The organism is Streptomyces sp. NBC_01515, from assembly GCF_045040345.1.
Taxonomy (GTDB): domain Bacteria; phylum Actinomycetota; class Actinomycetes; order Streptomycetales; family Streptomycetaceae; genus Streptomyces.
The window spans coordinates 4,145,897-4,159,143 of the sequence record NZ_CP109416.1; the positions used below are offsets into that span (position 1 = coordinate 4,145,897).

The following is a 13,247-nucleotide window of genomic DNA, read 5'->3' on the forward strand; positions in this document are numbered from 1 at the left end:
ACACGGCAGCCTAGCCCGTGGCGGACAACCACCCGCCCCGCCTAGCGTCGACGTATGCCGATGAACCGAGCCCACCGCAAGCTGTGCAGCTCCGAGGGATGGGCGCAGACGACGAAGGACCGCATCCTGCCCTGGGCCCTCGAACACGTCGAACTCGGCGCGGACGTACTGGAGATCGGCCCCGGCTACGGCGCCAACCTCCGCGTCCTCGTCGAGCAGGTCGAGCACCTCACCGCCGCCGAGATCGACGCCGAGACCGCGCGGCTGCTCCAGTCCCGGTGGGGCGACCGGGCGGCCGTCCTGCACGCGGACGGTGCCGAACTGTCGTTGCCCGACGCGTCGTTCGACTCCGTCGTCTGCTTCACGATGCTGCACCACGTGCCCACCGCCGACCACCAGGACCGCATCTTCGCCGAGGCGTACCGCGTGCTGCGCCCCGGCGGCACGTTCGCGGGCAGCGACAGCCAACCCGGCTTCCGTTTCCGGGTGTTGCACTTCCGGGACACGATGAACACCCTCGATCCGGCGACGCTCCCGGCCCGGCTGGAGCGGGCCGGCTTCACGAACGCGAGCGTCGACCTGCACCCGGAGAGCGGCGGCCTACGCTTCCGGGCCCGCCGCGCCTGATACCGGCCGGAACCGCGCTACGTACCGCCGCTGCCACGGCGTCTCCACGGCGTGCCGGTCGTAGTGGGCGCGGACGTAGCCGACCGCCTCCTCCGGCGGCACCCCGTCGAGGACCGCGAGGCAGGCGAGCGCCGTGCCGGTCCGGCCCCGGCCACCGCCGCAGGCGAGCTCGACGCGCTCGGTGAGCGACCGCTGCCAGACCTCCGTCAGGACCGCGCACGCCTCGACACGGTCGGCGGGCAGCCGGAAGTCCGGCCAGCGCAACCACCTTGCCTGCCACGGCACTTCGGGTGCTCGCCTCCCGAGCAGATACACGCCGTACGTCGGGACCGGGCTGTCGGCAGGGAGCGGCCGGCGCAGGCCGCGGCCCCGGACCAGGCGGCCGGAAGGCAGTCGTAGGACACCGGTGGCGGTCGGGTTCCAGAGCTCGGTCATGCGGCCAGCGTAGAGACGACGGGACGCCCGCGCCCCGACCGGCGGTCTCTCACCTCCGAGATGGTGGACCTCACGGTCGAGTTCGTGGATCTCACGGTCGAGTTCGAGGAGGGCCGCCCGGCGCGTCCACGTCGTCCTCGTGCCGGGTGAGGCCGCCCTCAGGAGGAGCCAACTCGCGCCATTTCACGTGCCGTTTCAAACAGCCATTGGTCCGGCCTCTGACGGCTACGCCATTCGTGTGCGATGCCTTGACCGCCCCCACGGCCGCTCTTATGGTCGCGCTGACCGCAGGACGTAGGACGTCGTACCTCCTGGAGTAACCATGCGCGAAGACGTGACCCAGAACGTGCCCGCGCTGCACCGCCGGGCGTTCCTGAAGTACTCCGGCGCGCTGGGCGCGGCGGCGGCGATCTCCTCGTCCCTGACGGCCTGTTCGTCGGGGCCGCAGTCGACGAACGACACCGGCGGCGGGGGCACCGGCAAGAACCGGACGCTGACCGCGGTGATCGGCTACGGCAACGACGGCAGCTGGGATCCGACGCAGACGGCGTCCGCGTTCGCCATGGCCGGCAACAACCACATCTACGAGGGGCTGATCGACACCGACCCGATCACCCGCGCGCCCTATCCGGCGCTGGCGACCGCCGTGCCGAAGGACACCGGCGGCACCTCGTGGAAGTTCACCCTGCGGGCGGGCGCCAGGTTCCACGACGGGCAACCGGTCACCGCCGACGACGTCGTCTTCGTCTTCGACCGCATCCTCGACCCGAAGACGACGACCCTCGCGCAGGGCTTCTTCGCCAGTTGGCTGAAGGAGGTCCGGAAGATCGACGCGCGGAACGTCGAGCTGGTCCTCAAGTTCCCCTTCCCTGAAGGGGTTTCACGGCTCACTCTCGCGAAGATCATGCCGAAGCACGTCTTCTCGAAGCCGGGCGCCTGGGACGACGCGATCCAGGGGAAGGCGGTCGGCTCGGGGCCGTACCAGCAGACCGCGCACCACCCGAAATCGAACACGACCTTCGCCGCGTTCGCCGCCTACAACGGCCCGCGCCCGCCCGCCTTCAAGACGATGAACTGGCTGACGATCGTGGACGCGGCGCCGCGCGTCGCCAAGATCTCCGGGTCGAGCGCGGGCGCGCAGATCGCCGACAACATCCCCTACGCCAACATCCAGCGGCTGCGCGGCGGTGGGATGACGGTCGCGGGCGGGGCCGGGATGAACAACCTGTTCCTGATGTTCAACACGCGGCACAAGCCCTTCGACGACGTACGGGTGCGCCAGGCACTCCACTACGCCATCGACACCGGCAAGATGGTCCAGGTCGCCCTGCGGGGGCACGGAAAGCCGTCCTCGTCGTTCCTCGACACGGGCAACCCCGTCTACCGGCGCGCGAAGACGGTCTACGACTACGACCCCGACAAGGCGAAGGCGCTGCTGAAGGCGGCCGGGGTCAAGGGGCTGAAGGTCAACATCCTCGCGGTGAACGTGAGTTGGATCGTCGACTGCCTGCCGACCATCAAGGCGTCCTGGGACGCGATCGGCGTGCGGACGACCCTCTCCCCGCAGGAGACCACGGCCGTCTTCACCAAGATGGACCAGAAGCAGGACTACCAAGTGGTCGCCGCCGCCTCCAACCCCAACCAGTTCGGCCTCGACGCGGATCTGATCATGCACTACAACTACGGCCCGCAGAACCTCTGGATGGGGTACGCCCGTTGGGCCGGGAACCCCGTCGCCAAGCAGCTCTTCAGGGACATGGACCAGGCCACCCAGGAACCGGACGCGGCGAAGAAGAAGACGATGATCCAGGACTACATCGACACCGTCGCCGAACAGGCCGTGCTCTACCCGGTCGTCCACAACGAGCTGATGACCGCCTGGGATCCGAAGAAGCTGACGGGCATAAGGGCGCAGCCCTACCCCGGCATCAATGTCCTCCAGGCCAAGTGGGTCTAACAGCACGGGAGTTGGACCATGGTCACCGTCCTCCGGATTCTGGCCCGCCGGATCGTCCTGCTCGTTCCGCTGATGCTCGGCATCGTGCTGTTCGTGTTCCTGGTGATGCGCTTCTCGGACGTCGACCCGGCGTCCGCCTTCTTCCAGGGCGCCAACCCGACACCCCAGCAACTGCACGACTTCCGCGAACGGAACGGCCTGCTCGATCCCCTGCCCCTGCGCTACGTCCATTTCGTGGGCGCCCTCCTGCGCGGCGACCTGGGCACCAGCGCGCTGACCCGGGCACCGGTCGTCGAGCAGGTCACCACCGCACTGCCGCTCACCCTCCAACTCACCTTCCTGGGACTGGTGATCGCGGTGGTGCTGTCGCTGCTCGGCGGGGTGACGGCGGCCATCTACCGTGACCGGCTGCCCGACCAGATCATCCGGGTCGTGTCGCTGACCGGGGTCGCCGCGCCCGGCTTCTGGCTGGCGCTGCTGATGATCCAGTACCTGGCCGTGGACCAGGGCTGGTTCCCGACCGGCGGCTACATCAACCCGGCGGACTCCCTCACCGGCTGGCTCAGGACCATGGCCCTCCCGGCGCTGGCGCTCTCACTCCCCGTCGCGGCCCAACTCACGCGCATCGTAAGGACGTCGGTGGTCGAGGAACTGGACAAGGACTACGTCCGGACGGCGATCGGCAGCGGCCTGCCGCCGAGGGTCGTGGTCGGCCGCAACGTGCTCCGCAACGCGTTGATGAACCCACTCACCGTGCTGGGCCTGCGCGTTGGATACCTGCTCGGCGGTGCGGTCGTCATCGAGACCATCTTCTCCCTCCCCGGGATGGGCAAGTTGATGATCGACGCCGTGCAGAACGGCGACCCGGCCGTCGTCCAGGGCGTGGTGCTCACGACCGCGACCGGGTTCGTCGTCGTGAACCTCGTCATCGACATCCTCTATCTGCTGGTCAACCCCCGCCTGAGGGATGCCTCCTGATGTTCACTCAGTTCTCCCGCAAGGGCCTCGCCGAGACCCTGTCCCGGCCCGGCATCCGGCTGCGCGGCTGGCGCCGACTGCCCCTGCTGTCGAAGGTCGCGGTGTGCTTCCTGACGGTCGTCGTCCTCGTCGCGCTGTTCGCCCCGCTCCTCGCGCCGGACGACCCGCTCGACCAGCAGCTCCCCGTCGACGGCACCGGGCACCCCTCCGCCGACCACTGGATGGGGCAGGACAGCCTGGGCCGGGACATCCTCAGCAGGCTTATGTACGGCGCCCGTTGGTCCCTCGCGATCGGGCTCGGGGCGACCGCGCTGGCCCTGGTCGTCGGCGCGCTGATCGGCGCCATCGCGGCGACCTCCCGCAAGGGTGTCGACGAGACGCTGATGCGCTGCCTGGACGTGGTGATGGCGTTCCCCGGCATCGCGCTGGCGGCCGTACTGGTCGCGGTCTTCGGCGGCGGGATCACCGTGCTGATCTGCGCGATCGCGTTCCTGTTCACGCCGCCGGTCGCAAGGGTCGTACGGGCCAACGTACTTGACCAGTACGGCGAGGACTATGTGACGGCTGAGCGCGTGATCGGGGCCCGCACCCCGCACATCGTCGCGCGGCACGTGGCCGTCAACTGCGCCGCTCCGATCCTGGTGTTCTGCACGGTGCAGGTCGCCGAGGCGATCGTCTTCGAGGCGTCGCTGTCGTTCATCGGGGCGGGCGTACGGCCCCCGGACCCGTCCTGGGGCAGTGTCATCGCGGACGGCAAGAACATGGTGCTGACCGGGGGTTGGTGGGCGACGGTCTTCCCCGGCCTGCTGATGCTGGTCACGGTCCTGTCGCTGAACATACTGTCCGAGGGCGTCTCCGACGCGTGGGCGGCACCGGCGCCGCGCGAGGTCGACGTACGGCATGACAAGGACCCGCTCGACGCGCCCGAGCCCGGCAGCGGCGAGGTGCTCCCGCTCCCCGGCCTGACGGAGGCTGCGCTACGACTCCGGTCCCGTGCACGGCCGTTGCCCGACCCGGACGGCCAACCGGTTCTGGCCGTCGAGAACTTGGCGATCGGATTCGAAGGCCGGCACCACGGCGTGGACATCGTCGACGGCATCAGCTTCGAGGTGCGGCCGGGCGAAGTCCTGGGCCTGGTGGGCGAGTCGGGCTGCGGCAAGTCGCTCACCGCGCTCGCGGTGATGGGCCTGGAACCGAAGGGCGCGCGGGTACGCGGCCATGTCCGTTTCAACCAGCGGCAGTTGGTGGGCGAGCCGATGCGCGTCCGCCGCAAGCTGCTGGGCCACGAGATGGCGATGGTGTACCAGGACGCGCTGTCGTCGTTGAATCCCGCGATGACGATCCGAGCCCAACTCAACCAAGTCATAAGGCGTGGAGGGCATCGCGGGGCGGGCGAGTTGCTGACGATGGTCGGCCTCGACCCGGACCGCACCCTGCGCAGTTACCCGCACGAACTCTCCGGCGGCCAGCGCCAACGTGTCCTGATCGCCATGGCGTTGTCCCGCGACCCGAAACTGATCGTCGCCGACGAACCGACCACCGCCCTCGACGTCACCGTGCAGGCGCAGGTCATAGAGCTACTGCTGCGCCTGCGCGAGGAGTTGGGCTTCGCGCTGATCCTCGTCTCGCACGACCTCGCGCTGATCGCCGACGTCACCGACCGGGTGGTGGTGATGTACGGCGGCCAGATCGTCGAGACGGGCGTGACCGCCGACCTGGTGGAGTCACCGGCCCACCACTACACGCGCGGCCTGCTCGGCAGCGTGCTGTCCCTGGAGTCGGCGGCCGAGCGGATGACCCAGATCAAGGGCGTCGTCCCCTCCCCCGCCGACTTCCCGGCCGGCTGCCGCTTCGCCGACCGCTGCCCGCTGGCGAGCGAGCTCTGCCGTACGACGGCGCCGGATCTGGTCGGCCCGCGTACGCATACGGCGGCGTGCCACCACCCGGCGGTCGACCTGGTGACGGCGGAGAGGGGGGCGGTCACGTGAGCGGGGTGGTGGTTGAGGGGGGCCGAGTGAGCGGTGCGGGTGGGTTGCGGGGCGGGCTGGGGGTGGGTGGTTTGGGTTGTGTGCGGGGTGCGGGTGGGTGGGGGCTGGTCGCGCAGTTCCCCGCGCCCCTGGGGGGTTGGGGGTGGGCGGTGTGAAGAGTGCGGGAGGCGGCGGTGTTGAGCGGGAGGGTGGTCAAGTGAGCGGTGCGCTGGTCGAGTTGGCCGATGCCCATGTCGTGCACAAGGCGCGCAGCGGTGGGCTGTTCAGCCGCGACCGGGTCTACGCCCTGACCGGCGCCGATCTCACCATCGCGCCCGGTGAGACGGTCGGGGTGGTCGGCGAGTCCGGGTGCGGAAAGTCCACGCTGGCCAAGGTGTTGGTGGGCGTACAGCGGCCGACGTCCGGCACGGTGTCCTTCCGGGGCCGGGACCTGTGGTCGATGCCGGACGGCGAACGCCGGGCCGCGGTGGGCACCGGCATCGGCATGATCTTCCAGGACCCGTCGACCGCGCTGAACCGGCGTCTGACGATCCGGCAGATACTGCGGGACCCGCTGGACGTGCACGGACGCGGGACGAAGGCCGAACGAGAGGACCGGGTAAGGGAGTTGATGTCACTGGTCGGCCTCCCGCGCGCGCTGGCGGACGGCCTCCCGGGGCAGCTCTCCGGCGGCCAACGCCAACGCGTGGCAATCGCAAGGGCGTTGGCGCTCGACCCCGACCTGGTGGTGGCCGACGAACCGACCAGCGCGCTGGACGTGTCGGTGCGGGCCCAGATCCTCAACCTCCTCCTCGACCTGAAGGAACGGCTGGGCCTGGCCCTGGTGTTCGTGTCCCACGACATCCAGACGGTACGGCGGATGAGCGACCGGGTGATCACCATGTACCTGGGCCGGATCGTCGAGGAGACCCCGGCCGACCAGGTCACCGACCGGGCGCGGCACCCGTACACCCGCGCCCTGTTCTCGGCGACACCCGGGCTGCTCCACCCGATCGACCCGATCCCGCTGATCGGCCCGGTGCCGTCGGCGACGCGACCGCCGAGCGGCTGCCCGTTCCGTACGCGCTGCTGGAAGGCGGACGACGTCTGCGCCTCCGCCATGCCGGACTTTTCGCCCGCGTCGACGCCGGGACATCGCTACCGCTGCCACCATCCTGTGAAGGAGGACCTGTCGACCCGCGACCTCGTTCGCCAAAGCCGTCCCCTGGAGCCTTCATGACCTTCCCCGCCCCGCTGACCGGTGTCGTACCGCCCGTCTGCACGCCCCTGACACCGGACCGCGAGGTGGATGTCCGTTCCCTCCTCAGGCTTGTCGATCATCTGGTCGGGGCCGGGGTCAACGGGCTGTTTCTGCTCGGGTCGACGTCGGAGGCGGCGTATCTGACGGACCGTCAACGGAGGTATGTGGTCGAGGCGGTGGTGGCTCATGTGGGGGGCCAACTGCCGGTTCTGGCGGGCGCGATCGACATGACAACGCCTCGCGTTCTGGACCATGTGGCGGCCGTGACGGGCGCGGGTGCGGACGCGGTCGTAGTGACCGCGCCCTTCTACACGCGCACCCATCCCGCCGAGATCGCCCGCCACTACCGCCTGATCGCCGCCGCGTCGGCGGTCCCTGTGGTCGCCTACGACCTTCCCGCCTCCGTCCATACGAAGCTGCCGTCCGACCTCGTCCTCGAACTCGCCGCCGAGGGGGTTCTGGCCGGGCTCAAGGACTCCAGCGGGGATCTTGGGGGCTTTCGTACGGTGGTGACCGGCGCGCGTGTCCATCCGGACATCACCGGGTTCAGCGTCCTCACCGGGTCCGAACTGTTCGTCGACTCCGCGCTGGCGCTGGGCGCGGACGGGGCGGTGCCCGGTCTCGCCAACGTCGATCCGCACGGATACGTCCGTCTCGATGCGCTGTGCCGGGCCGGGGACTGGGATCGGGCCCGTGCCGAACAGGAGCGGCTGTGTGCGTTGTTCGGGCTGGTCGGTGTGGGTGACCCGGCGCGGATGGGGGGCAGTTCGTCTGCGCTGGGGGCGTTCAAGGCCGCGCTGTGTTTGCGGGGGGTGATCGAGTGCGCGGCGACTGCGGAGCCGCAGGTGGGGTTGTCCGCGGGCGAGGTGGAACGGGTGGGGAAGTTCCTGGCGGGGGCGGGGCTGCTGTAACGGGGTTTCCCACCTACCGCCCGTTTACGGTGTGTTGGAAGGTGGACCCCAGGGGGTCACGGCAGCGCAGTCCGAACCGGGTCCGGTTTTCCGCGCTACTCCGTGGCGACCCCTCTGTGTTCGGTCCACGCCCGGCACGCGTCGACCATGGCCTTCAACCAGTCCACGTCGGGCTTCCGGCCGACAGCGGCCCGGTACATCCGCAGGTTGGCGGCAGCGAAAGCATCGATCGCGACCGGGGCCGCCGTGCGCCACGCGGGCAGCAGGTCTGCCCGCTTCTCGGCACTGGTTGGGGTGTGCCCGGCTGCGATGAGCTGGAGGACCAGGAGAGCAGGATCGATGAACCCTGCGCCCCGAGTCGGCCACGCCCAGTCCACGGCCCATACTCGCCGCTTCGCCACAAGGAGGTTGCTCGGATTGATGTCCGTGTAGAGAAGCGAGTCGCCCCGGAACAACTCGGCCTCGGAGCTGTCCGAGGCGAACCGGTCCCACCGCGTCTCGGTCCAGTCCCGGGCGATCTGTGGGAGGCGCAGGCGACCGATCTCGCCGATCGTGTCGACCACCGGGGCGAGGTCAGGCGAGCCGGGCGCGAAGTCGGCCGGCCGGCCGTCGACTACGTCGAAGCCCAGGACCAACCAGTCTTCGGCTTCCACATCCCAGAGCAGGTGCGGAGAGATGTGCCCGAGGTAGGCGTTGATCCGCCTTTCCCTGACGAGGGACTCGCGTCGGCCACCCGGCCGGTTGCGCATGGCCTTGACGAAGAAGGGACCCTTGGCGCAGTCGACAACAGCTGTCAGGTCCGAGCTGAAACCGCGCTCGGTCCTGCGGATCCCGGCCACGGGGCCCGTGTACTCCTCGATCAGGGGGAGGATCGCGGCTTCGGGGAGATCGGTGTCCATGGTCGGTTCAGTTCCTCGGGGTGCATTCACTTCCGGGTGTCCCGGAGAGCACTCGTCGTCGGTATCGGGTGTACAGGATCGGAGTGACGGCAACAACGACGGTGAACCTCTCAAACGCCCGAGACGGTTCGGGCGGGTGGGAAATGAGGGGAGTCCTCAGCCCCCACTCAGCCCAGCCACGCCCACCCGCCGGAACTCGATCGTGTCGTACGCACTCCCCGCCCCCGTCTCATAAAGCACCCCAACGGTGTCCTCGTCCACCGCTGCCAAATCCGAGTACCCGGCCCACTCCCCCGACAACGTGACCGCCTTGACAAAACGACCCCCGCCGTCCCCGCTCCGCCAAATCGCCATCCCTTCCCGCACATTGGGCACGGACGGAGCCGAGAACAACAACGGAGCTCCCACCCCCGGCAGTTGAAGCACACTCCCCTCCACCACAGGCACGTCATCCAACGTGTGCTGCACCGCATAAGGCCGGTCAAGGCTCACTCCCCCGTCACTGGAGTACGTGTCGAGCCGATTCCCCGCACTCGCCCCCAGTTGGTCACGGGAGCTGAAGTACAGCCTGCCGTCGGGGAGTTCGGCCGCCGACGACTCGTTCGCGTTGTCGACCCCGTCGTACGTGGCGTCCACCAACCCCACCCGCCACGTCTCACCCCCGTCATCGCTGTACAGGTCGTGCCCGCCGTAGTACTTCGCCTCCTGCCCGGTGTCACTCGACCCGGCACCCGGCGCGGCGGAGTGGTTCGCCGGGATCACCAACCGCCCCGCATGCACGCCCCGCGTAAGCGCAACGGCGTGACCCGGCCCCGTCGCGTACCACCGCCAACCCGGCAGCTTCACCTCCCCCGTGATGTCCCGCGGAGCGGTGAAGCTGCGGCCGTCGTCCCAGCTCCGCTGTACGAACACCCGGCGGCTCTGTTCTGCCGTGACCTCGCCGCGCATGATCTGGCCCTCGGTGACAGCCCCGCTGTTGTAGGAGGTGACCAGCACGATCGCGCCGGTGCGAGGGTCGACGACGGGCGCCGGGTTGCCCCGGGTGTCCCCGTCCCCGGCGGCGACGACCGACATCGGACCCCAGCTGCAGCCGCCGTCGGTGGAGCGTCTGAGGACGACGTCGATGTTGCCGGTGTCGCCCGCGCTGTTGTGCCGCCCCTCGGCGAAGGCGAGGACGGTGCCCCGGCCGGTGACGACGGTCGCCGGGATGCGGTAGGTGTCGTAGCCGCCGCCTCCCGAGACGTACGGCGCGGAGGACGTGCAGCCGGAGTGCGCGACGGCCTTCTGGGCTACGGCGAACGGGGCGATCAGTACGGCGGTGACGGCGGCGAGGTGGAACGTGCGGCTCAGGATGGGCATCGCTCTCCCGTACGGACTGTCGAAGACCGGTCCGTCACATGGTTCCCCGAGTCACCGGCTCCGCCCCAAGCGTCACCCACCCCACAGGGACCGCACCCGCCCCACCGCGCTACGAGGGCGTGCGCGCCGCCGCCAGCAGCCGGGTCACGTCGTCCGAGCCGATGGTGAGGGCGGCGCCCACCGTGGCGAGGGCGTCGCGTTCCGCCGGTGTGTAGGGGCCGTCGGCGAGGGCGATGCGGGCGCCCTGGAGCAGGATCGATTCGCGGCCGGCGGGGGCGAGGTGGGGGGCGAGCGGGTCGAGGGCCTCGTGCAGCTCTATGGCGAGGCCCGCGCCGCTGGGTTCGCCGTAGACACGGCCGGTGTCGGCGGCCAGGGCCTCGACGAGGGCGCCTAGCTGGTCCTCCGTGCAGTCCTGGAAGCCGGCGGCCCGCACGGTGCCCGCGGCGGCCTCCAGGGACGTACGGGCGCAGCTGCCGCCCGCCGCGAGGACCGCGAGGGCGACCGTGTGCACGGCGTCGCGGAGCATCGCGGAGAAGCGGGTGGTGGTGGGGTGGTCGAGGACGTCGGTGCCGTAGTGCCCCTGGCAGGCGGCGCACTCGACGACCGGCCCGGTGTCGCCGCGCGGCAGCACGGGCATGCCGAGCAGGGTGAAGCGGCGGCGCCCGGTGAGCCGCTGGTAGTTGCGGTCGCCCCCGCATCCGGGGCAGAAGAACTCGCCGTCTCCGACGCTGGTCCACGCGGTACGGATGCCCAGCACGCGCGCCGCACGGCCCTCATGGACCGCTCGGCCGTCTCGTCCCCGTTCAGGCAGCACGTCGCACCTCCGTAACGCCGCGGCAACATCGCCGCGCTGGCGTGATGTTAGCCACATTGTCGAGCCGGAGTCAGTACCCCGGACGAGACCTCTCCGTGACCTGCACACGGAATGGCCGGGAAACGACGGGGCCCCGGCCGCCGGAGACCGGCGTACGGGGCCCTTCGACGACGAGTAAACCGCCGGTCAGGATGGTTCAGCGGGTAGCGCGGTTGACGGCCGAGACGACCGCCTTCAGGGACGCACGTGTCGTATTCGCGTCAATGCCGATTCCCCACAGGATCTTGTCGTCGATCGCGCATTCGATGTAGGAGGCGGCCTGCGAGGAGGCTCCCTCGCTCATCGTGTGCTCCTGGTAGTCCAGGAGCCGTACGTCGATGCCGACGGACCCCAGGGCGTCGAAGAACGCGGAGATCGGGCCGTTGCCGGTGCCCGTCAGGACGGTGTCGACGCCGTCGACGCTCGCCTCCACCTTGAGCGTGTCCACGCCGTCGGTGTCGGTGGTCGACTGGCCGGTCTTCACCTGGATACGGCCCCAGGGGTTGTCCGGGTTCGGCAGGTACTCGTCCTCGAAGGTCGCCCAGATCTCCTTCGGGGTGACCTCGCCGCCCTCGGCGTCCGTCTTGGCCTGAATCAGCCTGGAGAACTCGATCTGCATCCGGCGCGGCAGGTCCAGCTTGTGGTCGTTCTTCAGGACGTACGCGATGCCGCCCTTGCCCGACTGCGAGTTGACCCGGATGACGGCCTCGTAGGACCGGCCCACGTCCTTCGGGTCGATCGGCAGGTACGGGACCGCCCACTCGATGTCGTCGACGGTGACGCCCTTGGCCTTCGCGTCGGCCTCCATGGCGTCGAAGCCCTTCTTGATGGCGTCCTGGTGGGAGCCGGAGAAGGACGTGTAGACCAGGTCGCCCACGTACGGGTGGCGCGGGTGGACCTCCATCTGGTTGCAGTACTCCCACGTACGACGGATCTCGTCGATGTTCGAGAAGTCGATCTGCGGGTCGACGCCCTGGGAGAAGAGATTCATTCCCAGCGTGACCAGGTCTACGTTGCCGGTGCGCTCGCCCTGGCCGAACAGGCAGCCCTCGACGCGGTCGGCGCCGGCCATCAGCGCCAGCTCGGCGGCGGCGACGGCCGTACCGCGGTCGTTGTGCGGGTGGATCGACAGCACCACGTGCTCGCGGCGGGACAGGTGACGGCCCATCCACTCGAAGCGGTCGGCGTGCGTGGAGGGGGTCGAACGCTCAACCGTGGCAGGCAGGTTGAGGATGATCTCGCGGTCCGGGCCGGGCTGCCAGACGTCCATGACCGCCTCGCAGACCTCCAGCGCGAAGTCCAGTTCGGTGTCCGTGAAGATCTCCGGCGAGTACTGGTACCCGAACACGGTCTCGGGGCCCAGCAGTTTCTCGGCGTACTCCATCACCAGGCGGGTGCCGTCGACGGCGATCTGCTTGATGTCGTCCTTCGAGCCGCGGAAGACCACGCGGCGGAAGACGGGCGCGGTCGCGTTGTAGAGGTGCAGGGTGGCCCGCTTGGCGCCCTTCAGGGACTCCACGGTCCGCTCGATCAGGTCCTCGCGGGCCTGCGTCAGCACGGAGATCGTGACGTCGTCCGGGATCGCGCCCTCTTCCTCGACGATCGAGCGCACGAAGTCGAAGTCGGTCTGGCCGGAGGCCGGGAAGCCGACCTCGATCTCCTTGTAGCCCATCTTGACCAGCAGGTCGAACATCGCGCGCTTGCGCGCCGGTGACATGGGGTCGATCAGGGCCTGGTTGCCGTCACGCAGGTCCGTGGAGAGCCAGCGGGGGGCGACGGTGATCCGCTGCGAGGGCCAGGTGCGGTCGGGGATGTCGACCTGCTCGTACTGGCCGTACTTCTGGATCGGCATGGAACTGGGCTGCTGGCGATTGGCACGGCTGTGGCTGGTTGCCATGATGCGGGGGCTCCTCGTGGTGTCCTGAAGGACGGCCGACGGCGCAACGCCAGACTCCGCGGGGAGGGGGTCGGCCTACGACTACAGGCCCTCGCCGCGGCAG

Annotated in this window: 11 protein-coding genes; 6 read left to right on the plus strand and 5 right to left on the minus strand. The window is 69.6% G+C overall.

The genetic code is table 11. The features are described from left to right. Window positions 1–54: 54 nt before the first annotated feature. On the plus strand, window positions 55–627 hold the full coding sequence (locus OG407_RS18360) for a class I SAM-dependent methyltransferase (RefSeq protein ID WP_405859362.1): 573 nt from the start codon (window positions 55–57) through the stop codon (window positions 625–627). Here the strand turns inward: OG407_RS18360 and OG407_RS18365 are convergent. Then, on the minus strand, window positions 601–1,062 hold the full coding sequence (locus tag OG407_RS18365) for a protein phosphatase (protein ID WP_405859364.1): 462 nt from the start codon (window positions 1,060–1,062) through the stop codon (window positions 601–603). The two genes, OG407_RS18360 and OG407_RS18365, sit on opposite strands and share 27 nt — an antisense overlap. A 322-nt stretch (window positions 1,063–1,384) precedes the next feature. Between OG407_RS18365 and OG407_RS18370 the strand changes: the two genes are divergently transcribed. From OG407_RS18370 to OG407_RS18390, 5 genes are all read left to right on the plus strand, one after another. After that, window positions 1,385–3,019, plus strand: a complete 1,635-nt coding sequence (locus OG407_RS18370; RefSeq protein ID WP_405859366.1) for an ABC transporter substrate-binding protein — start codon at window positions 1,385–1,387, stop codon at window positions 3,017–3,019. Window positions 3,020–3,037: 18 nt separating this feature from the next. Further along, entirely contained in the window at window positions 3,038–3,997 is a 960-nt protein-coding gene (locus OG407_RS18375; RefSeq protein WP_405859368.1) for an ABC transporter permease, read from the plus strand. Continuing rightward, complete coding sequence (locus OG407_RS18380) at window positions 3,997–5,985, plus strand: dipeptide/oligopeptide/nickel ABC transporter permease/ATP-binding protein (protein ID WP_405859370.1); 1,989 nt, start codon at window positions 3,997–3,999, stop codon at window positions 5,983–5,985. Before OG407_RS18375 ends, OG407_RS18380 begins: the two co-directional genes overlap by 1 nt. Before the next feature lie 196 nt (window positions 5,986–6,181). Beyond that, window positions 6,182–7,204 carry an oligopeptide/dipeptide ABC transporter ATP-binding protein gene (locus OG407_RS18385; protein WP_405859372.1) on the plus strand — a complete coding sequence of 341 codons (1,023 nt, stop codon included), beginning with the start codon at window positions 6,182–6,184 and terminating at the stop codon, window positions 7,202–7,204. After that, window positions 7,201–8,136 (plus strand): dihydrodipicolinate synthase family protein, encoded by a 936-nt coding sequence (locus OG407_RS18390; protein WP_405859374.1) that lies wholly within the window; start codon window positions 7,201–7,203, stop codon window positions 8,134–8,136. The genes OG407_RS18385 and OG407_RS18390 overlap by 4 nt, the downstream gene beginning before the upstream one ends. 95 nt (window positions 8,137–8,231) lie before the next feature. Here the strand turns inward: OG407_RS18390 and OG407_RS18395 are convergent, their stop codons facing one another. The 4 genes from OG407_RS18395 to leuA all read right to left on the minus strand — a co-directional run bounded on the left by OG407_RS18395 (window position 8,232) and on the right by leuA (window position 13,144). After that, window positions 8,232–9,035, minus strand: coding sequence for a hypothetical protein (locus OG407_RS18395; RefSeq protein ID WP_405859376.1), 804 nt, complete (start codon window positions 9,033–9,035; stop codon window positions 8,232–8,234). A gap of 156 nt (window positions 9,036–9,191) precedes the next feature. Beyond that, the gene (locus OG407_RS18400) at window positions 9,192–10,394 is read right to left on the minus strand and encodes an exo-alpha-sialidase (protein WP_405859378.1); all 1,203 of its coding nucleotides are present in this window, start codon (window positions 10,392–10,394) and stop codon (window positions 9,192–9,194) included. Between the two features lie 109 nt (window positions 10,395–10,503). Next, a complete protein-coding gene (locus OG407_RS18405) occupies window positions 10,504–11,208 on the minus strand; it encodes a TerB family tellurite resistance protein (protein WP_405859380.1) in 705 nt (234 codons plus the stop codon). Between the two features lie 196 nt (window positions 11,209–11,404). Then, window positions 11,405–13,144, minus strand: a complete 1,740-nt coding sequence (gene leuA, locus OG407_RS18410) for a 2-isopropylmalate synthase (protein WP_405859382.1) — start codon at window positions 13,142–13,144, stop codon at window positions 11,405–11,407. Window positions 13,145–13,247: the final 103 nt, after the last annotated feature.

Bases quoted from the DNA above. Each gene is read 5' to 3' on its own strand.
- OG407_RS18360 (WP_405859362.1), top strand. From the start codon at position 55: ATGCCGATGAACCGAGCCCACCGCAAGCTGTGCAGCTCCGAGGGATGG.
- OG407_RS18365 (WP_405859364.1), bottom strand. From the start codon at position 1,062: ATGACCGAGCTCTGGAACCCGACCGCCACCGGTGTCCTACGACTGCCT.
- OG407_RS18370 (WP_405859366.1), top strand. From the start codon at position 1,385: ATGCGCGAAGACGTGACCCAGAACGTGCCCGCGCTGCACCGCCGGGCG.
- OG407_RS18375 (WP_405859368.1), top strand. From the start codon at position 3,038: ATGGTCACCGTCCTCCGGATTCTGGCCCGCCGGATCGTCCTGCTCGTT.
- OG407_RS18380 (WP_405859370.1), top strand. From the start codon at position 3,997: ATGTTCACTCAGTTCTCCCGCAAGGGCCTCGCCGAGACCCTGTCCCGG.
- OG407_RS18390 (WP_405859374.1), top strand. From the start codon at position 7,201: ATGACCTTCCCCGCCCCGCTGACCGGTGTCGTACCGCCCGTCTGCACG.
- OG407_RS18395 (WP_405859376.1), bottom strand. From the start codon at position 9,035: ATGGACACCGATCTCCCCGAAGCCGCGATCCTCCCCCTGATCGAGGAG.
- OG407_RS18400 (WP_405859378.1), bottom strand. From the start codon at position 10,394: ATGCCCATCCTGAGCCGCACGTTCCACCTCGCCGCCGTCACCGCCGTA.
- leuA (WP_405859382.1), bottom strand. From the start codon at position 13,144: ATGGCAACCAGCCACAGCCGTGCCAATCGCCAGCAGCCCAGTTCCATG.